This is a genomic window from Azonexus hydrophilus (assembly GCF_905120355.1).
Taxonomy (GTDB): domain Bacteria; phylum Pseudomonadota; class Gammaproteobacteria; order Burkholderiales; family Rhodocyclaceae; genus Azonexus.
In genome coordinates, this window is the sequence record NZ_CAJHOB010000014.1 from 1 (window position 1) to 24,090 (window position 24,090).

Below are 24,090 nucleotides of genomic sequence, written 5' to 3' on the forward strand. Positions count from 1 at the left end.
CAATCTTCAGCTATTGAAACTTCGGCGAAAAGACGGTGGTGGCCGGACGGTTACCCGCAATCAGCGTGGCATCCACCACCGTGCCTCGCTTCATCGACAGACCTTTCTCCGACAGCACCGCATTGACTTCGGCAAAGATCGCCACGGACAACTCGTGCTTCTCCAGCAGATGCCGGAAGCGAAGAATGGTGCTCTCGTCCGGCAGCGTATCCTCGAAAGCATCCAACCCGGCGAAACGACGCAGCAGGGGAATGTCGTGCAACGCTTCTTCCATGGCCGGGTCAGAATAGCCAAACCATTGCTGCATGAAATGAATCCGCAACATCGTCCCCAGCGGCATCGGCGGCCGGCCGTTTCCCTTCTTCGGGTAAAACGGTTCGATCAGCGCTTCCAGGCGCAACCACGGAACCACCGCCTCCATCTCCGCCAGGAACACCGCTTTGCGGGTTTGTTTCCCAGCTTTCGGCAGGAAACCCGTCTCGGCCAGACTCAATGGCTTCATCGGTTTCATCCGTTCAATCGCCATCATGACAATGGCGCTATTCTCTCAAATTACACTGCATGACGGTCACTTATGCAGACTTTCCCTAGGGCAGGGGTTCTCCCGGCCAGGTAATCCCCCCGTAAATTAGCGGCAGTTGAAAGTAGAATTTTCTCCCAAGCATCCCGAGGAAGTTTTACATGAAGACGTCACGCTTTTCAGACAGCCAGATTGACCTGCCCGGGGATTTTCGGACCAGCTGAAACTTGAGAGGATGGCTTCCTTGCAGAAAGGGAGTCATGAGAAAGAGCCGATTTACCGAAGCGCAGATGGTGACGATCCTGCGCGAAGCCGACAAAGGGCCGGTGGCCGAAGTCGCCAAGAAGCACGGCATCAGCGAGCAGACGATCTACACCTGGCGCAAGCGCTATGGCGTCATGGATGCTGACGAAGTGAAGCGCCTGCGCCAGATGGAACAGGAGAATACCCGCTTGAAGAAGCTGCTGGCCGAGCGCGATCTTGAGATCGAAGTCATGAAGGAGATCGCCGCAAAAAAGTGGTAGGCGCACCCGCCCGACGCCGGCAGGTCGAGTACGCTCAGGGGCGTGGCCTGTCGGAACGACGAGCGTGTGCGCTCCTGAGCGTAGCCCGATCGGCTTTGCACTACGAATCCAAGCTTCGCGAGAAAGATGCGCCGGCGCTGGCAGCGATGGCGATTCTGTCAGCCCAGTATCCACGTTACGGCTATCGGCGTATCCAGGTCTTTTTGGAACGGCAGGGACATCGAATGAGTGCGGATCGCGCTTGGCGACTGTGGCGCCAGGCCGAGCTTCAGGTACCCCGCAAACGTCCTCGCAAGCGGATAGCCGTGTCTCGCCCGCGGCCGCAAGCACCGCTGGCAGCCAGAGAAGTGTGGGCCTATGACTTCGTATTCGATAGTTGTGCCAACGGTCAGCAGTTGAAGTGTCTGACCGTCATCGATGAATTCACCCGCGAGTCCTTGGCCATCGACGTGGCCGGCTCCATCCGTTCTGCCCGGGTGGTTGAGGTCCTGTCCCAGTTAATCAGTGTTCATGGCGCACCGAAGATTCTGCGCTCGGACAACGGCCCGGAATTCGTCTCCCGGGCTTTGCTGCGCTGGGCGGCCAGCCAGAATCTCGACATGGCCCTGATCGATCCGGGCAAGCCGTGGCAGAACGGTACGACGGAGAGCTTCAACGGCAAGTTCCGGGACGAATGCCTGTCGATGGAATGGTTTCGCCACCGGGTCGAGGCCAAGGTCGTGATCGAGCAATGGCGCCAGCATTACAATGAGGTGCGCCCGCATTCGAGTCTGGGCAATCAGACGCCGACAGCGTTCAAGCAATCCTGTTTATCAACCACCAAACCAGAGGCCGTTCTCCAGGAATGAGTGGTCCGAAGAAATCCGGCAGGTCACCTCAGCCACGCGATGCCAGACGCCGTACGCTTCCCAGCGCGCAAAGCGGACATATACCGAGTGCCAGTTACCCAGTTCTTTGGGTAAATCTCGCCAGGGAGATCCGGTGCGGGCAAGGTACAGAACGGCTTCGACAAAACCTCGGTTATCGGCGGCTCGTCCGCCTTTGTCCGTCGGCTTACCCGGCAATAATTCAGCAATCCGGAACCATTGCGTGTCGCTCAACATTCGCCGATCCATGTCCAACATCCAAATTCCAAGATGTAAACACAAATCGGATACTGTGAACAGGCCCTAGCAGCATCGACCGAAACCAACTTTTCGTTCGGATACCCACAAAGTACCCACCTTCCTATACCAAACTATTTCCACCCTTCGGCTATTTCGATTTGGCAACTCTTCCGTAAACGACGAGACGACATAACGCTACGATAACGTAACGCGCTACGGTGCCAGTTCCTGTTCCGCGACAGGAGTTTCCAGTAGAACGGAAGGCGCCACGCCCAGCGCTTCCGCCAGCTTGAAGATGTTGAGCAGCGCGATGTTGCGTTGTCCGCGCTCGACGCCGCCGAGATAGCTGCGCGCCAGACCGCTTTCCAGCGCCAAGCGTTCCTGCGACCAGCCTCTGGTCTTCCTGATTTCTATCAGCTTCAGGCCGAAGCGTGTGCGCGGGTCGAGGGGCATGTTTCTCTTTCTCAAAGGAGAACAACTCTATGAGTACCCCCTCTATAGGGCTACGCCCGATAAGGGCACGCTCTATAAGTGACATTTCTATATTTTCATCATAAAATGACCTCTATGAGTGACATCAAGGAGGTGCCTGATGGCGAGTGTCTGGAAAACGGCCGGCGTGGGGGCTGCCGCTGGCCTGGCTGTGCCGGTGGCTGGCTTGTCCGGGTTGGCGACGGTGGGGCTGTTGTTGTTCATGGTGTTGACGATGTTCGGGATCGGTCGTCCCGCAGGCGTTTCCCAGCCGTCCCTGTGGCAGTTGCTGAGCAGCAAAACCATGTTGTATCTGCTCATCTCCGGGGCTGTCTTCGCTTTTGCATTCGGTTTCCTTGCCCGATTGCAGGCAAGGAGCAAGGCGCTGGTCGAAAAAATCAACGCCAGCGAAAACCTCGTGCTCGATGGCGGCAATCTGCTGGGCTATCCCGCGCCGGCCTTCCTGGCCTTTGATTCCCGACAGCGCAAGCTTGCCGCCTGTGACGTCGTCAGCGGCGAATACACGCTCCACGATTTTTCCTGGGTGCAGGCTTGGCGGGTGACCTGGCGCGAGGTCGAGCGCATGGAAATGAACGGCGGCAGCCGCCAGGTCAACGCCACCGGCATGAGCGTGCCGACCTTCGAGCGCACCGTCCGCGCTAAGGATTTCGCGCTGGAATTGCAGGTCGCCAATCCGCAGCGGCCGTTGCTCAGCTTTCCCATGAGTCGCCGCGCTGCCGAAATCTGGTGCGCCCGGCTCAATGCGATTTTCAATGCTTGATCGACGATGAGGAATTACGATGAAACACTACCGGGCCGCGCTGCTCCTGCCTATTTTCCTGGCGGGCTGCGCAACGACTGGCATGCAAGATGCGCTGGATTCGATCAATGACCTCGGGCAATCCATCTCTACCGGGATCAATCAGGCCGTGACGGCACCGACGCAGGGAGGCGTGGGCAACAGCTTGACCGGTACGCCATTGCACAACGCGCTGCGCCGAAATCTTTCCACTGATGGTCGGGCGCCGGAATGGCCCAAGGTGGTCATCACCAATCTGCAGGTTCCCGCCGACCAGATGACACTGACTCGCGGCCTGCGCCTGAAAGCGACCGATTGCATCCGTTTCGACGCCGTGCTGTGGCACGATGCCAGGCGCGCCGAGCGTTTCAGCGACCTGTCGCTCTGCGCGCCGGAACTGCCCAAACAGTCCAACAACTTCGTGCTGACCTGGAAGAGTTTTTCCATCTCCGGCAAGACCACCGGCCAGGTTCGCAGCGACGGGCCGACCCCGCCCTACAACAAGTTGCCCAGCGATCCGGCCATGGAAAAATGGTTGATGAATCAGTTTGGCCTCTATTACGTCGGTTCTCTGCTGACCCTGGTCGGCTACGATCCTGATTTTTCGGTCGATGACCGGCGTTTCTGGATCAGGAACCTGAAGAAATGAAGACCCTGCTGCTTGCTGCCGCGATGCCGGTCGTGCTGATGGATGGTCAGGCGCCCGGCCTGGAACGCTGGGTCTCCCTCGAACCGGCCGTGCAAGCCGCGCTGGAATGCCGTCAGCCATTGCGTCCGTCAGCGCTGAACGGAATTACACCGGAAGCACCAGGAAGCTGGACGCTGACGCCTGCGCGCAGCTTCACGGTATTTGGCCTGCCAGTGGCGCAGGTGCGGCTGTTCATCGATCCCGATGGTGAGTTGGGGGCGAGTTACACGGCGGTGATCGAAAAACGCAGTGCCGATCAGGTGCGTAAGCAGATACGCTTGCTGGAGCGTGGTAAACGGACGGGCCAACTATCGGTCGGACAGGCACATGGTCCGCAACAGGTTGAACTGACCTGCACGGTTGCGGCGGATGATTGATCGCGGGAGCATCCGTGGGGGCAATCCTGCGGCCAGACCGATTCAGAATGACGTGCTCTCGCCCGTGCCTACGAAGATGACGCAGCCTGATTCAATGCGGGCGCCAGGGTTGCGCGCAACTTGGCCACGACGGTAGGCAACGCTTCGGAGTCGAGTCCATTTTTTCTATGGAACGCCTGCCACAGCGATTGGCGCGACGCATCGTGCGCAAAATCTTCGCTCAGGCCGATCGGCAATACATCGGGCAGTTTCATGCCGCGTCGCAGGAATGTTGCGGCGATGGCCTGGGCCAGTGTTGCGGCATCCAGGGTTTCCCGTTCCAGCAGGACCGATAGATCGAGGTAATCCTTCATTCGACTGTTGGCCATGCCCAGCAACGCGATGGCATGGAGTTTTTCGGCGATGACGGTGTAGACGGGATAGGTCCGCAGCCGAGGGGCGGGCAAATCGGCGAGCAGCACGGGATACGTCGAATCGACTGGTCCGGGCGTGACGGCATCGCCGAAACCGATGTCGATCTGCGTCTTGCACCGCGCCCTGGCCAGTTCGGCATTGATCAGGATTCGCGCGCCGGCGTATCCGGCATCCTTGCGGATTTCTTCGGCGACGACCGAGGCCGGATCGAACACGATGCCGTCATCCACAGCGATTCCGGCGATGTCGCGGAAGGTTCGGGCCACGGACGCCAGATCGCTCGCACCGAAACCCAGCAGGTCGGCATCACGCGTGGCCCGGTGCGGCATGTCGTACCAGAGGGTGAACAGTAGCGCACCCTTGAGCAGAAAACGATCCGTATGTTCAGACTGGCTCATGCGATAAAGGATGCGCTCCAGCGCGAAACGCACCAGCACCTGGTTGAAGTCCACGCCTTGCGCCTTGGCGACGTTCAGTAAGCGGGCGCGAACGGAAGCGGCCAGATTGCTACTCATGTGCGATCGTTTCCAGATAAGGGCGCATTACATTGGCGACTCGGCAGGCCTTGGCGTAACGCCACAGTTCATCGGCCGATGCCTTGCGTGACGACCAGGCATCCTTCAGCGCCTCCAGCGCCACGTCCAGGCCGATCCGGTTGCGATGCTTGAAGCAGTCCGCCACCGTCTTGGCTGCACTGTAGACATGCAGCTTGATTCCGTCGCGCTCGTGCTCCTCGATCCCCGCCGTATAGGTATCGTCAGCCATCTGCACCATCTTCACCGGCGGATAGTCGATGCGGGGAGTATGGCTGCCGCGCGGCATGGCGATCCAGACTTCGCGTGGAAGTTGCGTGGTCAGTTCGTGGAACTGGAGCGCGGTCAGCAGACAGAACACGGCCTGCGGCACCTTGACGGCGATGGTGGCGAGGGCCTCGTGTTCGGATGCCGGGTTGCCCGGCAGCCGGTAAAGGCCACGCCCAACGCGCTCAAGACGTCCAGTAGCGCAGAGGCGCGTCAACACCACCCTGGGGGCACCGATGGCGTCCAGATCGCTGGTGCGCAGCATGCCCTGTTGCTGGAGCAGGTCGAGGGTACGCTGGGTGTGGGTGGCATTGTGCATACCCGCAGTATGTTCCGATTTTTCGTTTAATTCAATTACATGGAGAATAAAAGGAACGTCGCTGCAAAAGATCGCCGAGCACGAGGTCTTGATAGCTGTGGGTTCCAGACATCGAAGCAGGACAGTTTCCGGGGCAGCCATACATACCGCGATGAAACACTAAGAATACCCTTCCAGCCCGGCTCTCAGCCTGTCGATGGTGGCAGGATCGCTCAGTCCCAGATCGGGGTCGGTCTCGACGAGTCGATCACGGTCGGCATCCGCCCAACCATGCGCATCGTCGTCGATGGCGATCCAGTGATCGAGCCGGGCGCGATCCACGTAGCGCCGGATTTGTTGATAACGCGTCGCTCGGTCCCACCACGTTTCGCGCCAGTGGCCGCATATCTTCGTCAACGGACATCGCGCTGTGCCAGGTTGCACCGATCACGCACCGCCGCAGTTCGGCAGGCAAGTAGCTGCGGGCACGATTGAAGCGCAATGCCCGCACCCAGCTTGTCGACAGCACGATCCGCACATCGGGATGCTCGGTCAGCAGATCGACCAGCGCGCCAGCCCACATGAACAACTCGCCCTTGGCTCGCAACGTGGGGCGGCCACGCACGAAGTAGACGGCATCCGGGTGCAATACGCCGTCGAAATCGAGGAAGAGGATCATGTCGGGATGGAGAAATCCGGCCCAGGCCGATCATGCCATGTTCCCGCCACCCATTGCTGCCAGTCGTGCGTAGGCACACGGCCCGGCTCCGGATACCAATGGTGAGGCACTGCCGCGCAGTGCCACGGCGAATTGGCCACGGAACGGCTCGGGAATGTCTGCCACCATGATGTACGGCAAGCTGCCAGGCGTCTCATGCACAGGAACAGCACGTAGAAGATCGCGACGCCGAAGCTGGATTTTCGCCCATAGGCCATCCCGGCGCATTTCGGTACGCAATGACTTTATCTCTGCATGGGTGAGATAGCGGCACATGGCATCGCCTACGTCCTCATGGTCGCTCGTCAACTCGATCAGGTCGGCAATGCCGAGCAGTGCGGCCTGGTCATCTCTCAACGCACTCAGGCTGATGTCCAGATACTCATACTTTTGGTCACACTGGGCCCGTGCTCCACAAGCGGCAGCCAGCGTCTCGATCGCCGAGGCCCACTTGTCCCAGTGAGGTCTCTGTGGCCAGCGGTTACGCTGCGGCCAATCGTCGGGATGCTTGAGCGGATGCCGCCCAGCCTGTATATCCGCGATGATGCCAGCCACGATGCCGAGCGCACACGCGACATCCAGTGTCGGTTTGTTCAACGCTGTGCGCAGCGTGGTCAGCGCCTGGTTTGCGCGGTCGCTATAGCAGCGCAGATCAGCAACAGGAATCATGAATATCCTCCAAACCATCGCCGCATGCGTGCGAGCAATCCAGGTAGCTTTTGCGATTGGCAAAGCCCATCGTCGTCGCCCTTGCTGACGTAAAAAGGGAGCGGCAAGGGCAATTCGGCCTCGGTGGTTTCCCGCGTGCGCTGGCGTAGCCGTTCTTTTGCCCGTAGACCGGAGCGCCGCATTTCATGGCGTAGCTCGGCGAGTTCTTCATCCGATGAGCGAGGTGGAGACGCCGGGATGAAATCGTTCCGCCCAAACGCTACCCCGGCCACGTTCAGGCCTCCTTCGGGGAAAGGACGCTCGATACCAGCCTCGCATACGATCCATTCCGCAGCGTGGCGGGCACGGCGTGTCACGTAGATGCCGTCCCGGTCGGCGTTCATTTCCGCCTCCGGGATTTCACGGAAAACGCGCTGGTCTTCGTCAAATTTCCACACGTACATGACCGTTCCTCATAGCGTGACAAAACCGATTCCCCGCTTGCTGCTTTCGACCGTGAGCGCGACGTCCTCTGGCTGAACATGCCCCCGGCCCGCACGTGCCGCTGCACCTACCGCCCGGCGAATGGTCATGCCAAGCGCACGCGGTGGCAGCGGACGCAACAAGGCAATTACATTGCCGTCGAGTTGTTTGGCAAAGGCATGTCCCCAACTGGCTTCGTTGCGCAAGCGGGTGTAGATGGACTGGGCAATGGTGCCGATCTGTTCCGGTGTTGGCGGGGCGATCTGCAACACGGTCAGCCGCGAGCGGAGCGGGCCGGGAATGGATTCAAGTGAATTTGCCGTGGCAACCCAGTTCACATGGCTGGCATCGATGCTGAAATCACGGACCGACAGGTCGGTAAATGCCTGTGCGCTACGTGCTTCCAGCAGCGTATACAGCGCGGCCAGCGGATTGTGTTGATTCCGCTCATCTTCAACCTTATCCAGTTCGTCGAGCACCGCGATCGGGTTGGCGAGCGGCTGATACGCCAGGAGTTCGAAGAGCAGGCCCGGTTCCGAATTGCTCCAGAATGCCTCGGAACCCGCCAAGGGTGAGCCGGATTGGGCACTCGCCATATCGAATACGCGACAGGGCAGACTCAAGCGTTCGGAGAGCCAACGTACTGCCTCCGTCTTGCCGATACCCGCCGGCCCGGCCAGCAGAACGGCGGGCCAACTGATACGACGATCACCCAGAGAAGCCAGGGCAAAATGGTCGCGCAGCAGTTCGGCCAACTCGCGAAAATTCGGGAAGGCATGCTCGAACTCATCGAGCAACGCGCCCCAATCCGCTGGCAGCAGGCCGAGCTTGCGTCGCTCGCCGCCAGCCTGAACGATGCGATCGACGATGACTTGCGCACGTTTGAGCTTATCGTCACCTTTGGGGCGATGGCGGTCGAGGAAGACCTTCAGACCGGCGGGGTCGAGAAACGGGATTTCCGGCTGCGCGATAGCCGTAGCTGGCATGGTTTCCGTGGTGGAGGATTCCTCCGCTGGGGACGCCCCCTCCTCATCAGCGGTGATCGCTCGCAGGTCCTCCGGGCGAAACCGTCCCAGATCGCGAATCGTCTGTTGGACACCTTGGTCGATCAACATCTGGCGGCTACGTCGCACTTCTCCGGCAAACAATCCTTGCAAACCCTGGTGTACCGGGCAACGTTTGGCATAAGCGGAGGGATTGGACACCGGCGCACCACATACCGGGCAAAGTTGCAGTGAGGATTCTCTGGATTCAATGGTGACGTCCAAAAGCGCTTTCCGGCGGCTTTCGCTGCAGCGTGAAAGCTCGTAGTGCACCGTCAAGCGCTCGCGGGGGGCGCTCACACAGAGCATGCGCAGACGTTTCAAATCACTGGGGCGCAGGAGGCGTTCGAATTGCTCGAACAAATGGGAAACGACGCTCAGATGGCCCGGCGCCGGTTCGATCACATGACCGGCAAGCCACGGGTGGCGTACCCGAAGCGCAGCCACGGCCTGGGTAAATTCCTGCTGGCGCAGCGGACGGTGACGAGGGGTTTTGCTCATGATCTTGCCTCCTTGTTTACTATAATTAACTATAACATCAGTTTGTGCAAGACCTCGTGCCATTTTCCCCTCGCTTGTTGGCAGGAAATTATTTATAGTCATTTACAGTTAAACAGAAGGATTGCCATGCCATCCCTTGCTCCCGAACAGATGCGCCCCTTGGCCGCCGCGCTGGTCCGCTTGCGTGGAGAAACTCTGGGGCGGATCGCCGAGGCCACTGGCATCCGTACGGCCAATCTCTCGGTTTGGTTGCGCGGGAAGGAACAGGTGATCTCGGAAAAACGTCTGGTCGGGCTGCTGCATTACCTCGGTATCGAGGGGGATCGACTGCGTAGCGACATGCTGCACTTATGGCAGGACGGTGGCAGCCTGGAAGATTGCCGGATGGTGCTGGCGGCCTTGCTCGGACGCGAAGAGCGCTGGCTGTTCCTGGATCAGGAACCGGGATTGGCGAAAACCCGTTTTCTTCTGGCCGGGAAAACGCTGATCCGTGTGCAGATCGAACCAGGTATTGCCGTTGCATCCGATCTCGCCGAGGTTTTCGAGACGGATCGACTGTTGACCGTCAGCATGCCTTTATCCGGGGTGCCGACGAATTCACCCGAGGCCGCGCGCGACGAACTATTGGCCCTGGCCGAGCAATACGCGATTGATGTCGGAGATGAAGAACTGCTCGATGGTCTGCTGCACCGACTCAATGAGGACTATGTCTCTCAGCTTGGCTTCGACACCGCACCACCTCGTGAGTGGCAACAACTCGAAGAAGCCCTGCGCGCTGCGCTCAAGGCCGGCATAAGCCCCGGCGACATCGCCAGGGTAGTTGATGACCATTCCCGCAAAGGCGGCAAAGCGGCGCGTGGCCGCAATCAGGATTCAATCTGAGCGGCTGGACGCATCCACCAATGGGCTGTCCCCAAGCCGCTGAGCCGAATTTTGGTCAAAATCCGGCTCAGCGGCCACATTCTTTGTGCTCTTTCGAGCCAGCACAAAGAATGTCTCGATGGGGCTGGGGACAGGGGAAATACAGGGTGCGTCCTGTTCAGAATGTGGCAACCATTGTGTGAGCTTGGTGGTGACTGTGTGTCAGCGATGGTGGCAGTAGTGTGGCTACAGCGTGTCGAACATGGTGTCGTCTATGTGGTAGCAAGGTGGAAAGATTGTGGCTCATCTCCTTATTTCCCTATACGTCTCTCGAACGGGCCGACGTACAGCAAGGCATTCGGCTGCTCGTCGAACAGCCGCTTGCGGTGGTACCCGACCGGGAAGCACTCGGTGAACCATTCCGGCAGGCGCGCAGCCGTCCATCCATACAGGTACAGTGCCGGCTGCTGCGACACATACTGGCGCACGCCGTACCAGTCCAGCACCGCCGAATCCTCCGATGTCAGTGGCGTTTCTGGTGCCAGTCGTAGCCTGGATACGACAATGACAACATTTCAGAACCGGAAGACAGTCGCTTGGCGTCTCTTTTACGCGCTGGGCGCAGGACTCGCCCACTGGGCGATAAACCCAGCTATCCTCTCCTCGATGCGGCTCTCGACGGTACGCAGGCGCAGGATGGAAATGCCGTTTTTCGCCAGGATGCTGTTTTTCAAGGCGTCACGCGCAGCCTGATCTGGCCTGTCGTGGGTCCCCCCATCGACCTCGATCACCCCCAGCGGGGTCTTGCCCACCTTGAAATAGATCACGAAATCGCAACTGGCACGCGCCATGAAAGCCCGCTCGCGCTCCGTCAAGGCCGGGTTGGTCGATGATGCGATCTGACTCAGCCTGACCTGGCCGTGGCACATCAACGACCGGCACGACGGATCGGACAGCGCCTCGCGCAGCAGTTGCGCCGCGATCCGCTCGGACTTGTAGCGTGAGTCCCCGGGCCGCAAGCGGGCGTTCAGGCGCGCCAGGGACTGGTCATACTCCCGGTACAGCAGATCGAAGGCCGACACCACGGGCGCACGCACGACCTGCTCGTCCTTCGCGTAATACTCGATGTAGCGCATCAAGGCCGCGATGTGGCCGTTGTTGCCGGTGAACACCTCGTCGCCCGTCACCAGGGTGAAGCGGTGCTTGGCCCTCGACACCGCGACATTGACCATGCTCGGGTCATCGACGAAATCCAGCCGCTTGCGTTCCTGGTTGTGGCGTTTCTTGTCCAGCACGGTGGAGAAGACGATCTCGTCGCATTCCCGGCCCTGGAACTTGTGCACGGTGTCCCTGACGAAATCCGCTGGCAGGTAGGTGCCAGAGAGGTTGACCTGTGCCCGGAAAGGGGCGATGAAGCCACGGTCGTCGCCGTCCAGCCCGATGGGATCGCCCTCGTCGCCGAGCAGCTTGAGCAGAGAGTCCAGCTCTCGCAGGTTGGTGTTCTGGCGAGCATGGTTACCCTTGGCGGTCACTACCAGGCGCAGAGGCGCTTCGCCCTTGTCCTCAGTCATGGGCACCAGCGCGTTGTCGTAGAACTGCTGGTTGCAGAACTGGATGATCCTGGGATGGCAGCGGTAATGCTCTTTCAGCAGCGTCCTGGGCAGCGCCTCCCTGAACACGCCGATGCACGAATCGAGCAGGCTGTATCGCTCGCAATCGTAGGCGTCGGCGGGAGCCTGCAGGCCCAGCGCCACGGGAATATGCGCCAATTGACGGCTGTCACCGACAACGACCAGATTCTTCGCGCAGCCCAGCGCCAGAATGCCTGGCACGATATCTTGCTGCGAGGCCTCGTCGATGATCACATAATCGAGGATCGCCCCCGACGCGATCGAATTGACGATGGAGTGCGTGCTACTGCCCAGGATCGGGAAGCGCTGCACGAAGGCATCGAACTGCTTCTCGTGCTTGTACGTCTTGGCATCGAAGGCATCCGATGCCCGCTCCCTGCTCTGCAGGTGCTGCTTCAGGTAGCGCATCGACGCCGCCGTCAACTCATCCAGCAAGGTCGTGAAATTCCCGCGTGCCAGCGATTCGCGGCATGCCTGCAGCTCCGCTTCCTTGTCCCGCAGCGCCTTGTCGTAATAGTGCATCTGCAAGGCATGGAAGACGGACAGGCGCGCATCGCCCTGGGCGAAAGGCCGGACGCGGAAAATTCTGAAGTTGAACAGCAATTCGATCCGGTCCTTGAGCCGGATGCGCCGCTCGCCAAGATGGGCCAGGTAGGCCATCAGATCCGCCGTCTTGCGCGGAGACAGTCCGTACTTGTCCAGCGAGGCGGCGTCATTAATGCCATTATCTTCCTGCCACTGCTGCAGATAGCGCCGCTCGACGGTCAACTCGTCGATGTCGGCCTGCAGCTGCGCCACCCTGTTGTGATCATGCAGATGCCGCTTCAAGCGTGCCAGCATGGCCAGGATGTCGTCCAGTGGTGGCGCGGACTCGGGCTGGCTCGACGGCCATGGCGGCAGGTCGACGAAGAAGTCCTTGCGGTTCTCCTGATTGCCGAGTTTGGCTACGAGATGGCCCAGGCCACATTTCTCCAGTTTCTCGTAAACGTTCTCCACCGCCGAATTGTTGTTGGACAACACCGCCACCGTTTCCCCGCGCAGCAGGATATTGGCGAGGATGTTCAGGATGGTCTGGGTCTTGCCGGTCCCCGGCGGACCTTCGATCACGCTGATCTGCGCACTGAAGGCCTGTTCGACCGCCGCAAGCTGGCTTTCGTTCACGCCAAATGGATAGATCAAACCCTTGCCCGGTGCCAGCCTTCTATTCCGTCCCACGCAATAAGCATACAAGGCGGTATCGGCACTGGCGGGTAACTTTTCCAGTTGGCGCACGACATTGGCGGCAATCTCACGGTCACTCTGCGAACCCGCGCAATCCTGCCGGGCATTGGCCACGGCAACGAAATACTGGAAGACCGGCGCCTTCTTCAACGCCGTCGGCGCAACGAGCCGAATACCGTCCAACTTGTGGACATAGGGCTGATCAGAGCCGGGATAAAACACGACGGCATACCGCTCACCGTAGATCGTCGCCTTTACGATGGGCTTGACGATCGCGCTGCCTGACTTGGCCAGCAACATCTCGCCCACTTCGCGGATGGGGAAAATGCGGCAGTCGCTGAGCGCGTGCGTGACCTTTCCTTTGTGTGAATAAGAGCACTTCAGTTGCAGTCCTTCGTGCTTATCACACCAGATCGACCAGTTGATGATCTCTGCAGTCTTGTCCTCACCACCCACATGGATAGAAACCATACATCCCTTATTCGTGCGCAAACGATATCCGGTTCGCCCTCACGCCGACTATCGAACGCCGTTATTTCCCCAAAAAAGAATCATATTGCCATCATCGTTGCATGGCCAATAGGCGCCCTCCATGCGTTCGGCCATCTGTCGGTGCTTCAGCCTTTGCACCATCCCTATCCAGGGACGCAATACTTAAAGCTCTTTAGCCACGTACTCCGCGATCTTAGCTCATGGAACGAAAATGGCTTACCGCCAAGATCAGGACATAGCGAGGATCAAGGCACCGGTTACCGCCAGGATCTTTCCTGATCGAGATGACGGGTGTGCTCCATGACCTCATGTAATGCGCAACCGATGACAAACAGATCAGGCTCCACGCGATAAACCAGAAAATGCCGAGCGTGCCGAACCATGCCGGTTTTGGTGTGGGCGCGCTCCCGGCTCAAGCGCAGGTGCCAGGAACGAGAGACAGCACCCAATTCCGGGCACTCGATGCTGCCGGGGTGGTCCGGTTGTGCCGTGATGTCGCGCAATGCGGCAACGATCAGCGCCTCGTAACGTGTGCGCGCCGCGTCGCCAAATTGCGCCTGCGACCAGGCAAGAATGTCGAGAATGTCCGACTGGGGAGCGGCAGATAGCCAGTAGCGGACCATCAACTCGCCGTCTGTGTCCGGCGCGCGGCTTGCAGCCCCTGCTGGGCAACGAAGTCTTCGAGGCGATCGTCGGCGACATCGGTATAGCGACCTGTCGCAACGTCTTCCCACCCCTGGGGGCGACCTGTTGAAGCGCCTTGAGCTTGGCCGCCTCGATACGTTCCCGTTCCTCAATCAGGCGCAGGCCTTCCCGTAGCACTTCGCTGGCGTTCTGATAGCAACCGGATTGCACCAGCCCTTCAGTGTTGGTGGTCGCTGAGCACAACGTTGCATGTGGGCATGGTCTGGCTCCGAAAGGGTGAAACTTATTCGCTATAGCAATCATTGGCAGATCATGCCGATAATGCGATGGAAGACGAAAAATACCCTGTTCCAGATTCAGTCGAGCGCCCCCTGCTTCGAGTATCAGCATCGGTGCAGAGGATCATCGCCAACATTCACTGCGGCTAGCGTAAATACCGGCCCTGAGCCGGAGCGAACCAGCCGATCCGCAATCACCCCAATGGGTTTCAAGCCGTCCTGCCGAACCTGACTCGCCACGCCATATAATCTGCGGGTCTTTGCCGAAACATGGCCCAGGCCTCGGCTGACAGCATCACCATCAATGAGAGATTTCATGTCGGCAGACCATTGGTGACGAAAGCAGTACGCCGTAATGGCATGCTTGTGACCAGGCCACAAGCCACGAGCAAGACGACGTATTTCCACGCTGAGATTTCTCGCGCTTGCTACAGAGATATGCAAGTAAGCCTCTTCCTCGGCATTCAGTTGCCTGTTCAGTGCTGCAACGAGCGGATGCGGATCATCTGCCAGGTAACTGATACATCGGTAGGGCTGACCCTGAGCAGCTTTTACCTTGGTACCGTTGATTCCGATATGAAGGATCAAAGCCCCACCCCCCTCCTCCCACTCCCGCCAGACGAGGACGCCATTGGCAAGCTCGCTTGGGCGACAACCGCTCAACGCGAGAACCCTTAAGGCATTCGCATAGCGACCACGGGCACCGCGTCGACATAATTGACTACGCCAATCATCAGGAAGTCCGATCAGCGCCAATCGTTTACTACTCCGTTTTCTACGAGCTCCTCCAAACCCGTCCTGCCGCAAGGCCACAAAGGTTTGCAATTGATCAAGGTGTTCTTGCAGTTGGGAGTGCAGCGCTGAAGATTGCCCATCATAGGCATCTCGTACCAACTGCTGGTGCTGCAAATGCAGGAAATAGCGCAATGCCGCGATCCGTTTGAAGTAAGTACGAGAACTGGTCGTATTGGACACGACCTCGGCCAGTCCGTGCTCAGCGTAGCGCGCACGCGTGATCAACAACGAGGCAAGCCGAACATATTCGACGCGAGTATTCTCCGAGATATCAGAAAGATTTCCCGCATGCGGTCGGATCGCAGCGCTCACCATTTGGCAGCGTTGCACGATATTCCGTAAGCTCATCTCCCACCTCCGCGACGCCATTCCGCAACCGTCACCCCGGCCTGAGCCGCTTTTACACTCTCCGATTTCCTCGGCGCTCCCCGGCGAGCCGGGATCTGCGGCACCTTGATCATTTCAGCCAGATCATAGGCACTGAAAAAGACCCGCCCGTTATCGCGCAAAGGCACAAGCGGCCACTTCCCCAATGACAAACGGTTGTAGATCGTACGCGGAGCAATCCCCAATATTTTTGCACTCGTGCACAGCGGCACCCGATATGCTCCGTGACTCAACCGGAGCACCATCTCCAGAGTATCCATTCTTGTTCCCCTACGCTCGCGCCTTGTGCGGACGCGACGACTAATTCGGTAACGCGGCAAAAAGCCGACTGAATCAAGTCAGGGAACGAAAGCGAGGGGGACGCTCGACGGAATAAACCGGGCCGACGAGCAGCCCAGGCTTCGCCGTACGGATGACACAAACGATGATGAGAAAAATATTCTGTGCGCTCGGCCAAGCGGGGCAGGCAAGCAGGATCACCATCAGGATCGGCAGCAAAATGGCAGCGACAAACCCGGTAACCACAAAGAGGGATGCGACGAGCACGAAACCGGCCAGGGCAAACGCGAAACCCGCTGCCCAGACACACAAGGCCATACGCAACAGTTCAGTCGTCACAGTGAAGGACCTGTACTGCCGGGGACCGTGCAGACGGGCAGTCCCGGCATCGGGTTTCGTGACGGAAAAAGGCGATGAAAAATGGCTGCGACTGGACATGGGCAAACTGTACCCGGCGTGCCTAGACTGACACAAGCCACCTACGCCGCTTTTCCTTGACCGCGTTTTACCGAATTGTTCCTGGCACAGCACTTGGCACAATTCTGGCACAGTGACGTGGTGATTTCATCGGTAAAGACCAGTCACTCCCGGTACGAGTTCACAAACAAAAACAGCCCCGAAGGGCTGTATTTGCGGCACTTGGCGGAGACGGAGGGATTCGAACCCTCGATCCAGGTTTTGCCCGGATGCTCCCTTAGCAGGGGAGTGCCTTCGACCTCTCGGCCACGTCTCCTAACCTTGTCTCACCCCTGGAGGGGCAAGAAGGCGCGGATGATAGCGGTTCCGCGCCTCATGGTCAAATGCTTACTGATCCAGATTGAACACGCGGTGCAGGACGCGCACTGCGAGTTCGAGATACTTCTCGTCGATGACGACGGAAATCTTGATTTCCGAAGTCGAAATCATCTTGATGTTGATCCCTTCGTCAGCCAGCGCCTTGAACATCTTCGACGCCACACCCGGATGCGAGCGCATGCCGACGCCGACAGCGGAGACCTTGCAGATCTTGTCATCAACAGTCACTTCGCGAGCGCCCAGGCGCTGACGCACGCTTTCCAGGATGCCCTGGGCCTTGGCGAAGTCGCCGCGGCTGACCGTGAAGGAGAAGTCGGCGCCACCGTCATGGGCGACGTTCTGAATGATCATGTCGACGTCAATGTTGGCGGCGGCGATTTCACCCAGAATCTGGTAGGCGATGCCCGGGGTATCGGGGACACCGAGGATGGTCAGCTTGGCTTCATCGCGGTTGAAGGCAATGCCGGAAATGATCGGTTGTTCCATGTTCTTATCTTCCTCAACGGTAATCAGCGTGCCTTCACCTTCATCCTGGAAGCTGGAGAGCACACGCAGTTTCACTTTGTACTTGCCGGCAAATTCGACCGAACGGATCTGCAACACCTTGGAGCCGAGGCTGGCCATTTCGAGCATTTCCTCGAAAGTGACGCTATCGAGCTTCTTCGCTTCCGGCACGATGCGCGGATCGGTGGTGTAGACACCGTCCACATCCGTGTAGATCTGGCACTCGTCAGCTTTCAGCGCAGCGGCCAGGGCCACGGCAGAGGTATCGGAGCCGCCGCGACCGAGTGTGGTGATGTTGCCAGCGGCATCCACGCCCTGGAAACCAGCAACGATGACCACCCGGCCGGCATCGAGATCGGCGCGGATATTGGCATCGTCGATCGACAGGATGCGCGCTTTGGTGAAGGTGTCGTCCGTCAGTACCTTCACCTGGCCACCGGTATAGCTCTTGGCGTCAACACCGATGGCTTTCAGGCCCATCGCCAGCAGGCCGATGGTGACCTGCTCGCCAGTGCTGACCACCGCGTCGAGCTCGCGCGGATCGGGCGTCGGCTGCATTTCCTTGGCCAGGGCAATCAGCTTGTTGGTTTCACCACTCATCGCCGAGAGAACGACGATCAGTTGGTGGCCCTGCTCCTTGAAGCGGGCGATGCGGCGAGCGACATTCTTGATGCGCTCGGGATTGGCGACGGAAGTGCCGCCATACTTCTGAACAATCAACGCCATGGATTCATCCGTTCATACGTTGTAAACATGAAAAAGCGGGCTGGATTCTACCTCAGCCCGGCCGTTTTCCCCTAAAAGCTGTCAGTTCACAGGTCGGCGAGCACGCGCAAATGTGCGCCCACGCTACGCGCCAGCGAGCTCATGACGTAGCCGCCTTCGAGCATGGAGACGATGCGCTTGTCGCACATTTCGGCAGCCAGTTTTTTCAAGTGCTCGGTGCACCAGGCAAAGTCTTTCTCGAACAGGCGCAGCCCCCCCATGTCGTCCTCGTAATGGCCATCGAAGCCTGCGGAGATGAGGATCATCTGCGGCTTGAATTCCTTCAGGCGCGGCGTCCATACCTGCAGCACCGCATCGCGGAATTCTTCGCCACCGCAACCTGCCGCCAACGGGACGTTGCACATATTGGCGGCCGGTTTGTCGGTGCCGGAATAAGGATAAAAGGGGTGCTGGAAAATGCTGCACATCAGCACCTGCTCGTTGCCGGCAAAACAATCTTCGGTGCCGTTACCGTGGTGCACATCGAAATCGATGATGGCAACGCGCTCCAGACCATGCGCCTTGAGCGCGTGCATGGCGGCAACGCCAATGTTGTTGAAAAAGCAGAACCCCATCGGCGTCGCTTTCTCGCAGTGGTGGCCGGGCGGGCGCACGGCGCAAAAAGCGTTCTCCGTTTCCTTTTCCATGACCAGATCGACCGCCAGACACCCGGCGCCAGCGGCGCGCAGGGCAGCCTGCCAGGTGTGCGGATTCATCGCGGTATCGGGGTCAAGATTGACAATCCCCAGTTCCGGCGAGGCGCGTTTGATCCGTTCCAGGTGCGATGCCGGATGCACCCGCAGCAGTTGCTCGAACGTGGCCAGCGGTGCTTCGTAATTGACAAAGTAGGCATCGATCCCCTGCGCGATCAGGTGATCGTTGATCGCGGTCAGGCGTTGCGGGCATTCCGGATGATGCGTCCCCATGTCATGCAGCATGCAATCCCGGTGAGTAATGAAGGCAGTCGTCGTCACTTATCGTTCTCTCTTTACGTGAAGCAAAACTCCGGTACGCTGCGATGCCACCAACAGCGCCTTGATCACTGCATTATCAACTGATTCCACCGCACGCTTCAAGCAATCGCATTGCCACAATGTGTATTTCATCGCACTATCCGCCCATGCTGATTTCAAAAGACTCCCCTGCTGGCGCCGCCTCGCCCTTTGCCCCCATTCTTGCCGCAGCAAGCCACGTCATCCTGGGCAAGGATCACGAACTGCGCCTCGCGGCCGCCTGCCTCCTGGCCGGTGGCCATCTGCTGATCGAAGACCTGCCCGGACTGGGCAAAACCACCCTGGCGCATACCCTAGCCCGCCTGCTCGGCCTGCAATTTGCCCGCGTGCAATTCACCGCCGACCTGCTACCCGCCGATGTCACCGGCGTCAGTATTTTTGAGCGTAGACACGAGCCCGGAACAAGCGAATTCCGCTTCCTGCCCGGCCCGATTTTCACGCAGGTGCTGCTGGCCGACGAAATCAACCGCGCCACGCCAAAAACCCAGAGCGCCCTGCTGGAAGCCATGGCCGAAGGCCAGGTCAGCGTGGATGGCGAAAGCCGTGCCTTGCCGCAACCGTTTTTCGTCATCGCCACACAGAATCCGGCCAGCCAGATCGGTACCTTTGCCCTGCCTGAATCGCAGCTGGACCGCTTCCTCATACGCCTGACCCTCGGCTACCCCGACCGTCAGGCCGAGCGAGCCCTGCTGGCCGGCGACGGCGGCCGCCAGCGGAGCGAAACGCTGACGCCCCTGATTGAGCCAGCGCAGTTGCTGGCCTGGCAAGCGGAAGTACGTCAGGTGCACGCCTCGGAGCCCCTGATCGATTACCTGCAGGCACTCCTTGCCGCCAGCCGGCAAGCCGCCGCCTGGCGACATGGTCTGTCACCGCGCGCCGGACTGGCACTGCTGGCCGCAGCCCGGGCCTGGGCCTGGCTGTCCGGCCGCAACATGGTGCTGCCGGACGATGTGCAGGCCGTCTTCATCGCCGTGGCGCAGCACCGCCTGCTCTCGACCAGCAACGGTCAGCCCGCCAGCAGCAGCGAAATTGCCAGCCTGCTCAGCAGTGTCGCCATTCCCTGAATGCAGCCTGGGCAAGTGAACACCCGCACCGCCGGCGCACAGGCGTACTGGCGGCGGTTCTTTCCCGCAGCGCAACCGCAGCTGGCGCCGTGCGCGCTCAGCCGGCGCACCATCTACATCCTGCCCAACCGCAGCGGACTGCTGTTTGCCGTCGTTCTCCTGACGCTGCTCATCGGTGCCATCAACTACAACCTGGCGCTGGGACATGCGTTGGTCTTCCTGCTCGCCGCGCTCGGCCTGGTCAGCATGGTGCACGCGTTTCGCAACCTGCATGGCCTCACGCTTGCCCCGCAGCGGGCGACGCCGGTGTTTGCCGGCGACACGGCCCAGTTCGAACTGGCGATCGACAATCCCACGTCCCGCCCCCGCTACGCCTTGCGCCTGTGGGCGACGCCGGAGTTGCCGCTCGAATTTGCGCTGGCGGCCCAGCACCGGCAAACGCTGCAAGTGGCCCTACCCGCCTCCCGCCGCGGCTGGCTGGAATTGCCACGCGTGCACCTGGAAAGCCGCTATCCGCTGGGTCTATTCACTGCCTGGAGCCGCCCCTGGCCGGCGCTGCGACTGCTGGTCTATCCCCGCCCCAACAACCATCCCCTGCCCGCGGTGAGCGCCAGCTATGCCGCAACAGGCCCTCTTCCCAGTGCGGGTGACGAAGACTTTTCCGGCCTGCGCGAACGCCAGCCGGGTGACCCCCTGCGCCATGTCGACTGGAAGGCGGAAGCCCGCAACTCGGGCTCCGGCCCCTTGTTGATCAAGGAGTTCTCCGGTGGCAGCGCGAACGAACTCCTGCTCGACTGGGCGCAGACCGACCCGCAACTGGCGACGGAGGAACGCCTGTCCATTCTCTGCGGTTGGGTGCTGCAGGCCAGCCAGGCGCAGCAGCGCTTTGCCCTGCACCTACCGGGGTGTGCACTGCCGGCCGGCAGTGATGAATCACACCGCTTGCGCTGCCTGGAAGCCCTGGCCCTATTCCCGGCATGAGGCGCTGGTTCAAACGCTCCGCCTTGCCACCGCCGGCGCTAAGCCGCAGCGAGCCGCCCTGGCTATTCGCGGTGGCGCTGGCGACCACGCTGCCACACGCATTCACCCAGCCCTTCTGGCTAACCGCCTGGGCAGGACTCTGCTGGGTCTGGGCGCTCATCCTCTGGCGGAACGACCGGCGCTTGCCGGCGCGCTGGCTGCTACTGCCTCTGGCGCTTGCCGGCGCTTTAGCCATCCGCATCGAATTCGGCAGTTTCTTCGGCCGCGAACCCGGCGTCGCCGTTCTGGTGCTGTTCATGGCCCTGAAACTGCTTGAAATGCGCCAGCGCCGGGATGCCGTCGTGGTCATCATGCTCGGTTATTTCCTGTTGCTGACCCATTACTTCGAAGCGCAGGACATTCCCACCGCGCTGTGGATGCTGTTTGCCCTGTGGCTGGTCAGCGCCGCCTTGCTCCGCCTGCATGCCGGCGCACTCGCAGTGCGCCCGGTATTGGCCCAGTCCGCCCGCCTGCTGGCGCAGGCACTGCCGCTGATGCTCATTTTCTATCTCTTTTTCCCACGCATCCCCGGACCGCTGTGGGGCTTGCCGCAAGACGCCTTCAGCGCCAGAACCGGCTTGAGCGAGAGTATGGCCCCGGGCAGCATCGGGCAGTTGGTGCAGAACGACGCCATCGCCTTCCGCGTCCGCTTCGACGGCCCAGTGCCACCGAAGAACCGCTTGTACTGGCGCGGCCCGGTACTGACGGCATTTGATGGACAGCGCTGGCAAAGCGGCCCGGTGACAGGTGGCAAACCCGTCATTGACGCTGCCGGAGAAGACATTGCTTATGAAATGACACTGGAAGCCCACGGCCAACGCTGGCTGCTGGCCCTGGATGCGCCACGGCAGCTGCCTGCCGACGCCCGCGCCGATGCCCGGCTGACGGTGTTGCTGGCGCGCCCTCTGGAGAGTCGCCAGCGTTTCCGCCTGAGCGCTGCGCTCGATTACCGCTTCAATGAAGAAGAAACAGCCACCAGCCGCGCCCTCAATCTAGCTTTGCCGGCCGGCTTCAATCCACGCACCGTGGCCCTGGCGGAGACGTGGCGAAATACGCGCACGCCGGAACAGATCGTCGCCGCCGCGCTGACCCATTTCCGTACCGAAGCGTTCTATTACACCTTGCAACCGCCCTTGCTGGGACGCGACAGCGTCGATGAATTCCTGTTCGTTTCCCGCCGTGGCTTTTGCGAACACTACGCCGCCGCCTTCGTGGTGCTGATGCGTGCCGCCGGTATCCCGGCGCGGGTGGTGACCGGCTACCAGGGCGGTGAAATCAACCCGCACGACGGTTTTCTCGTCGTTCGCCAGTCGGACGCTCATGCCTGGGCTGAAGTCTGGCTGGCCGGGCGCGGCTGGGTGCGCGTCGATCCGACCGCCGCCGTCGCCCCGGAACGCATCGAGCGCGGCCTGGCCAGCGCCCTGCCTGCTGGAGAGCCGCTCCCCTTCTTCATGCGCGCCAGCAACGACTGGCTGCGTCCGCTACTGCAACGCTGGGAAGCCCTCAATAATGCCTGGCAGCAGCAGGTGCTGGGCTACGACCAACTCCGCCAGCAAGCACTGCTGCAAAGACTCGGCTTACCTGGCGGCTGGCAGACCCTGGCCTGGCTGCTGGCTGGCCTGAGCACGCTGGGCCTGGTACTGCTGACGACTTTGCTGCTCTACCAGAAGCGCCGCACCCCGCCGGAAATACGGCTCTTGCAGCACGCGCTGCGGCGAACCGGAGTACACTGCGCGCCGGCCGAAAGCCCGCTGGCACTCGCCGCCCGCCTGGCCCGGGAAAACCCGGAAACAGCCCAGCGGCTGGCCCCAGTCATCGAATCCTTTGTCCTCGTTCGCTACGCGCCTGACGGCCGCGAACACCTTGCCACCTTGCGCGCCGCCGTGGCTGCACTCGGCCGCCGGAGAACCCCGTGAAGCACTTACGTCATTTCCTGTTCGCCATCGGCATCGCCTGTGCCGCCCCTGCCAGCGCCCAGAACATTGCCAGCCTGCCGGAAGCCATTGCCTTCGCCAATGACCTGGAGCAACGCCAGGGTTTTGCCGCCGAGCAACTGCTGGCGCAAATGGCCACCCTGCAGACCAACCCGCGCGTCATTCAATTGATGGAGCCTCCGGCCACACCCGGTCAGCGTTCCTGGCAGCGTTACCGCGCCCGTTTCATCGAACCCCGGCGCATTCAGAACGGTGTGCGTTTCTGGCAGGAGCATGCCGCCACCCTGGCACGTGCCCGCGCACTGTATGGCGTACCGGAAGAAATCATCGTTGCCATCATCGGTGTCGAAACTTTCTACGGCCGTATCACCGGTAATTTTGGCGTGTATGAGGCACTCGCCACGCTGGCCTTCCAGTACCCACGCCGGGCGGATTTTTTCCGCACCGAGCTGGAGCAATTCCTGCTGATGAGCCGCGAAAACGGTTTCGACCCGCTGACGATCAAGGGCTCTTTCGCCGGCGCCTTGGGCATCCCGCAATTCATGCCGGGCAGCCTGCGCCGTTACGCCATCGATTTCGATGGCGACCAGCGGGTTGACCTCGCCAACAGCGTACCGGACGCCATCGGCAGCGTCGCCCGCTTTCTGGAGCAACATGGCTGGCAACCCGGGGGCACCATTGCCGTGCCGGCACGGGTGCAGGCGGAGTCGCCGGTTGAATCCTGGCTGGCAGCGGGCATCCGCCCGGCGCTACGCGCCGGCGATTTGCTGAACGCCGGACTGCATGCCGAGATTGCACCGGAACATCAGGTCACCCTGATCGATCTGGTCACCCCGGAACAGGGCACGGAATACTGGCTGGGGCTGGAAAACTTTTACGTCATCACCCGCTACAACCGCTCCAGTTTCTATGCCATGTCGGTGTTCCAGCTGGCGGAGGCCATCCGCGCAGCCCTACCGGAAACGCCCCCCACCCAGTACAGCGCACGTTGATCGCTAGCACCCAGCAGAATCACC

The 24,090-nt window shown here is 60.5% G+C and carries 25 protein-coding genes, 1 tRNA gene and 2 pseudogenes; 9 read left to right on the forward strand and 19 right to left on the reverse strand.

Annotation, left to right across the window (positions count from 1 at the left end):
- Positions 1–34 precede the first annotated feature (34 nt).
- Positions 35–502 (reverse strand): annotated as a pseudogene (locus JYJ39_RS11310) (IS5 family transposase); the annotation flags it as partial.
- A 278-nt stretch (positions 503–780) separates the two neighbouring features.
- Between JYJ39_RS11310 and JYJ39_RS11315 the strand changes: the two are divergent.
- Positions 781–1,892 (forward strand): IS3 family transposase gene (locus JYJ39_RS11315; RefSeq protein WP_205204408.1). Its coding sequence is split into 2 segments (ribosomal slippage): positions 781–1,027 and positions 1,027–1,892, totalling 1,113 coding nucleotides; the frame shifts between segments, so codons are not numbered across the junction.
- On the opposite strand, the gene JYJ39_RS11320 is transcribed toward JYJ39_RS11315, so the two are convergent.
- Both JYJ39_RS11320 and JYJ39_RS11325 read right to left on the reverse strand, forming a co-directional pair.
- Positions 1,857–2,147, reverse strand: coding sequence for a transposase (locus tag JYJ39_RS11320; protein WP_205204409.1), 291 nt, complete (start codon positions 2,145–2,147; stop codon positions 1,857–1,859). The genes JYJ39_RS11315 and JYJ39_RS11320 overlap by 36 nt on opposite strands.
- A 216-nt stretch (positions 2,148–2,363) precedes the next feature.
- Positions 2,364–2,603 (reverse strand): helix-turn-helix domain-containing protein, encoded by a 240-nt coding sequence (locus JYJ39_RS11325; protein ID WP_205204410.1) that lies wholly within the window; start codon positions 2,601–2,603, stop codon positions 2,364–2,366.
- Positions 2,604–2,742: 139 nt separating this feature from the next.
- On the opposite strand from JYJ39_RS11325, the gene JYJ39_RS11330 reads away from it, so the two are divergent.
- The 3 genes from JYJ39_RS11330 to JYJ39_RS11340 are packed head-to-tail and all read left to right on the forward strand — an operon-like array spanning position 2,743 to position 4,485.
- Entirely contained in the window at positions 2,743–3,402 is a 660-nt protein-coding gene (locus JYJ39_RS11330; protein WP_205204411.1) for a hypothetical protein, read from the forward strand.
- 19 nt (positions 3,403–3,421) lie between these two features.
- The gene (locus tag JYJ39_RS11335; RefSeq protein WP_205204412.1) at positions 3,422–4,069 is read left to right on the forward strand and encodes a hypothetical protein; all 648 of its coding nucleotides are present in this window, start codon (positions 3,422–3,424) and stop codon (positions 4,067–4,069) included.
- On the forward strand, positions 4,066–4,485 hold the full coding sequence (locus JYJ39_RS11340) for a hypothetical protein (protein ID WP_205204413.1): 420 nt from the start codon (positions 4,066–4,068) through the stop codon (positions 4,483–4,485). The genes JYJ39_RS11335 and JYJ39_RS11340 overlap by 4 nt, the downstream gene beginning before the upstream one ends.
- A gap of 68 nt (positions 4,486–4,553) precedes the next feature.
- On the opposite strand, the gene JYJ39_RS11345 is transcribed toward JYJ39_RS11340, so the two are convergent.
- The 7 genes from JYJ39_RS11345 to JYJ39_RS11370 all read right to left on the reverse strand — a co-directional run bounded on the left by JYJ39_RS11345 (position 4,554) and on the right by JYJ39_RS11370 (position 9,390).
- Complete coding sequence (locus JYJ39_RS11345; protein WP_205204414.1) at positions 4,554–5,414, reverse strand: nucleotidyl transferase AbiEii/AbiGii toxin family protein; 861 nt, start codon at positions 5,412–5,414, stop codon at positions 4,554–4,556.
- Positions 5,407–6,018, reverse strand: a complete 612-nt coding sequence (locus JYJ39_RS11350; protein WP_205204415.1) for a type IV toxin-antitoxin system AbiEi family antitoxin domain-containing protein — start codon at positions 6,016–6,018, stop codon at positions 5,407–5,409. Before JYJ39_RS11350 ends, JYJ39_RS11345 begins: the two co-directional genes overlap by 8 nt.
- Positions 6,019–6,177: 159 nt before the next feature.
- Complete coding sequence (locus JYJ39_RS14235) at positions 6,178–6,339, reverse strand: HAD domain-containing protein (protein ID WP_430622477.1); 162 nt, start codon at positions 6,337–6,339, stop codon at positions 6,178–6,180.
- Positions 6,266–6,676, reverse strand: a complete 411-nt coding sequence (locus JYJ39_RS11355; RefSeq protein WP_240189644.1) for an HAD domain-containing protein — start codon at positions 6,674–6,676, stop codon at positions 6,266–6,268. The genes JYJ39_RS14235 and JYJ39_RS11355 overlap by 74 nt, the downstream gene beginning before the upstream one ends.
- Positions 6,677–6,706: 30 nt before the next feature.
- Positions 6,707–7,384 carry a hypothetical protein gene (locus JYJ39_RS11360; protein ID WP_205204417.1) on the reverse strand — a complete coding sequence of 226 codons (678 nt, stop codon included), beginning with the start codon at positions 7,382–7,384 and terminating at the stop codon, positions 6,707–6,709.
- Positions 7,381–7,827 (reverse strand): hypothetical protein, encoded by a 447-nt coding sequence (locus JYJ39_RS11365; RefSeq protein WP_205204419.1) that lies wholly within the window; start codon positions 7,825–7,827, stop codon positions 7,381–7,383. Before JYJ39_RS11365 ends, JYJ39_RS11360 begins: the two co-directional genes overlap by 4 nt.
- A 9-nt stretch (positions 7,828–7,836) precedes the next feature.
- A complete protein-coding gene (locus JYJ39_RS11370) occupies positions 7,837–9,390 on the reverse strand; it encodes an AAA family ATPase (protein WP_205204420.1) in 1,554 nt (517 codons plus the stop codon).
- A gap of 126 nt (positions 9,391–9,516) precedes the next feature.
- Between JYJ39_RS11370 and JYJ39_RS11375 the strand changes: the two genes are divergently transcribed.
- Positions 9,517–10,272 (forward strand): hypothetical protein, encoded by a 756-nt coding sequence (locus JYJ39_RS11375; RefSeq protein WP_205204421.1) that lies wholly within the window; start codon positions 9,517–9,519, stop codon positions 10,270–10,272.
- Positions 10,273–10,562: 290 nt separating this feature from the next.
- Here the strand turns inward: JYJ39_RS11375 and JYJ39_RS11380 are convergent, their stop codons facing one another.
- The 9 genes and pseudogenes from JYJ39_RS11380 to JYJ39_RS11420 form a co-directional block, all read right to left on the reverse strand.
- Complete coding sequence (locus tag JYJ39_RS11380) at positions 10,563–10,757, reverse strand: hypothetical protein (RefSeq protein ID WP_205204422.1); 195 nt, start codon at positions 10,755–10,757, stop codon at positions 10,563–10,565.
- 102 nt (positions 10,758–10,859) lie between these two features.
- Positions 10,860–13,574: an AAA domain-containing protein gene (locus JYJ39_RS11385; RefSeq protein WP_205204423.1), complete on the reverse strand. Its 2,715-nt coding sequence runs from the start codon at positions 13,572–13,574 to the stop codon at positions 10,860–10,862.
- Between the two features lie 278 nt (positions 13,575–13,852).
- Positions 13,853–14,218, reverse strand: coding sequence for a type II toxin-antitoxin system RelE/ParE family toxin (locus JYJ39_RS11390; protein ID WP_205204424.1), 366 nt, complete (start codon positions 14,216–14,218; stop codon positions 13,853–13,855).
- Between the two features lie 121 nt (positions 14,219–14,339).
- Positions 14,340–14,630 (reverse strand): annotated as a pseudogene (locus JYJ39_RS14240) (ribbon-helix-helix domain-containing protein); the annotation flags it as partial.
- Complete coding sequence (locus tag JYJ39_RS11400) at positions 14,624–15,661, reverse strand: hypothetical protein (protein ID WP_205204425.1); 1,038 nt, start codon at positions 15,659–15,661, stop codon at positions 14,624–14,626. The gene JYJ39_RS11400 and the pseudogene JYJ39_RS14240, both read right to left, overlap by 7 nt.
- Before the next feature lie 372 nt (positions 15,662–16,033).
- Positions 16,034–16,318 carry a hypothetical protein gene (locus JYJ39_RS11405; RefSeq protein WP_205204427.1) on the reverse strand — a complete coding sequence of 95 codons (285 nt, stop codon included), beginning with the start codon at positions 16,316–16,318 and terminating at the stop codon, positions 16,034–16,036.
- A 301-nt stretch (positions 16,319–16,619) separates the two neighbouring features.
- Positions 16,620–16,712 (reverse strand) — tRNA-Ser (locus JYJ39_RS11410).
- A 71-nt stretch (positions 16,713–16,783) separates the two neighbouring features.
- Positions 16,784–18,004, reverse strand: a complete 1,221-nt coding sequence (locus JYJ39_RS11415; protein WP_205204429.1) for an aspartate kinase — start codon at positions 18,002–18,004, stop codon at positions 16,784–16,786.
- An 86-nt stretch (positions 18,005–18,090) separates the two neighbouring features.
- Positions 18,091–19,017, reverse strand: a complete 927-nt coding sequence (locus tag JYJ39_RS11420) for a histone deacetylase family protein (protein ID WP_205204431.1) — start codon at positions 19,015–19,017, stop codon at positions 18,091–18,093.
- A gap of 146 nt (positions 19,018–19,163) precedes the next feature.
- Between JYJ39_RS11420 and JYJ39_RS11425 the strand changes: the two genes are divergently transcribed.
- The 4 genes from JYJ39_RS11425 to mltB are packed head-to-tail and all read left to right on the forward strand — an operon-like array spanning position 19,164 to position 24,066.
- A complete protein-coding gene (locus JYJ39_RS11425; RefSeq protein ID WP_205204432.1) occupies positions 19,164–20,120 on the forward strand; it encodes an AAA family ATPase in 957 nt (318 codons plus the stop codon).
- A gap of 15 nt (positions 20,121–20,135) precedes the next feature.
- The gene (locus JYJ39_RS11430) at positions 20,136–21,101 is read left to right on the forward strand and encodes a DUF58 domain-containing protein (protein WP_240189645.1); all 966 of its coding nucleotides are present in this window, start codon (positions 20,136–20,138) and stop codon (positions 21,099–21,101) included.
- Positions 21,098–23,056: a transglutaminase TgpA family protein gene (locus JYJ39_RS11435; RefSeq protein WP_205204434.1), complete on the forward strand. Its 1,959-nt coding sequence runs from the start codon at positions 21,098–21,100 to the stop codon at positions 23,054–23,056. Before JYJ39_RS11430 ends, JYJ39_RS11435 begins: the two co-directional genes overlap by 4 nt.
- A complete protein-coding gene (gene mltB / locus JYJ39_RS11440) occupies positions 23,053–24,066 on the forward strand; it encodes a lytic murein transglycosylase B (RefSeq protein ID WP_205204435.1) in 1,014 nt (337 codons plus the stop codon). Before JYJ39_RS11435 ends, mltB begins: the two co-directional genes overlap by 4 nt.
- Positions 24,067–24,090: the final 24 nt, after the last annotated feature.

What these genes read in the sequence shown, in the direction of transcription:
- JYJ39_RS11365 (WP_205204419.1), bottom strand. Translation starts at nt 7,827, where the DNA reads ATGTACGTGTGGAAATTTGACGAAGACCAGCGCGTTTTCCGTGAAATC.
- JYJ39_RS11390 (WP_205204424.1), bottom strand. Translation starts at nt 14,218, where the DNA reads ATGGTCCGCTACTGGCTATCTGCCGCTCCCCAGTCGGACATTCTCGAC.
- JYJ39_RS11370 (WP_205204420.1), bottom strand. Translation starts at nt 9,390, where the DNA reads ATGAGCAAAACCCCTCGTCACCGTCCGCTGCGCCAGCAGGAATTTACC.
- JYJ39_RS11340 (WP_205204413.1), top strand. Translation starts at nt 4,066, where the DNA reads ATGAAGACCCTGCTGCTTGCTGCCGCGATGCCGGTCGTGCTGATGGAT.
- JYJ39_RS11345 (WP_205204414.1), bottom strand. Translation starts at nt 5,414, where the DNA reads ATGAGTAGCAATCTGGCCGCTTCCGTTCGCGCCCGCTTACTGAACGTC.
- JYJ39_RS11335 (WP_205204412.1), top strand. Translation starts at nt 3,422, where the DNA reads ATGAAACACTACCGGGCCGCGCTGCTCCTGCCTATTTTCCTGGCGGGC.
- JYJ39_RS11320 (WP_205204409.1), bottom strand. Translation starts at nt 2,147, where the DNA reads ATGTTGAGCGACACGCAATGGTTCCGGATTGCTGAATTATTGCCGGGT.
- JYJ39_RS11375 (WP_205204421.1), top strand. Translation starts at nt 9,517, where the DNA reads ATGCCATCCCTTGCTCCCGAACAGATGCGCCCCTTGGCCGCCGCGCTG.
- JYJ39_RS11350 (WP_205204415.1), bottom strand. Translation starts at nt 6,018, where the DNA reads ATGCACAATGCCACCCACACCCAGCGTACCCTCGACCTGCTCCAGCAA.
- JYJ39_RS11325 (WP_205204410.1), bottom strand. Translation starts at nt 2,603, where the DNA reads ATGCCCCTCGACCCGCGCACACGCTTCGGCCTGAAGCTGATAGAAATC.
- JYJ39_RS11425 (WP_205204432.1), top strand. Translation starts at nt 19,164, where the DNA reads ATGCTGATTTCAAAAGACTCCCCTGCTGGCGCCGCCTCGCCCTTTGCC.
- JYJ39_RS11355 (WP_240189644.1), bottom strand. Translation starts at nt 6,676, where the DNA reads ATGATCCTCTTCCTCGATTTCGACGGCGTATTGCACCCGGATGCCGTC.
- JYJ39_RS11385 (WP_205204423.1), bottom strand. Translation starts at nt 13,574, where the DNA reads ATGGTTTCTATCCATGTGGGTGGTGAGGACAAGACTGCAGAGATCATC.
- JYJ39_RS11330 (WP_205204411.1), top strand. Translation starts at nt 2,743, where the DNA reads ATGGCGAGTGTCTGGAAAACGGCCGGCGTGGGGGCTGCCGCTGGCCTG.
- JYJ39_RS11415 (WP_205204429.1), bottom strand. Translation starts at nt 18,004, where the DNA reads ATGGCGTTGATTGTTCAGAAGTATGGCGGCACTTCCGTCGCCAATCCC.
- JYJ39_RS11360 (WP_205204417.1), bottom strand. Translation starts at nt 7,384, where the DNA reads ATGATTCCTGTTGCTGATCTGCGCTGCTATAGCGACCGCGCAAACCAG.
- JYJ39_RS11435 (WP_205204434.1), top strand. Translation starts at nt 21,098, where the DNA reads ATGAGGCGCTGGTTCAAACGCTCCGCCTTGCCACCGCCGGCGCTAAGC.
- JYJ39_RS11400 (WP_205204425.1), bottom strand. Translation starts at nt 15,661, where the DNA reads ATGAGCTTACGGAATATCGTGCAACGCTGCCAAATGGTGAGCGCTGCG.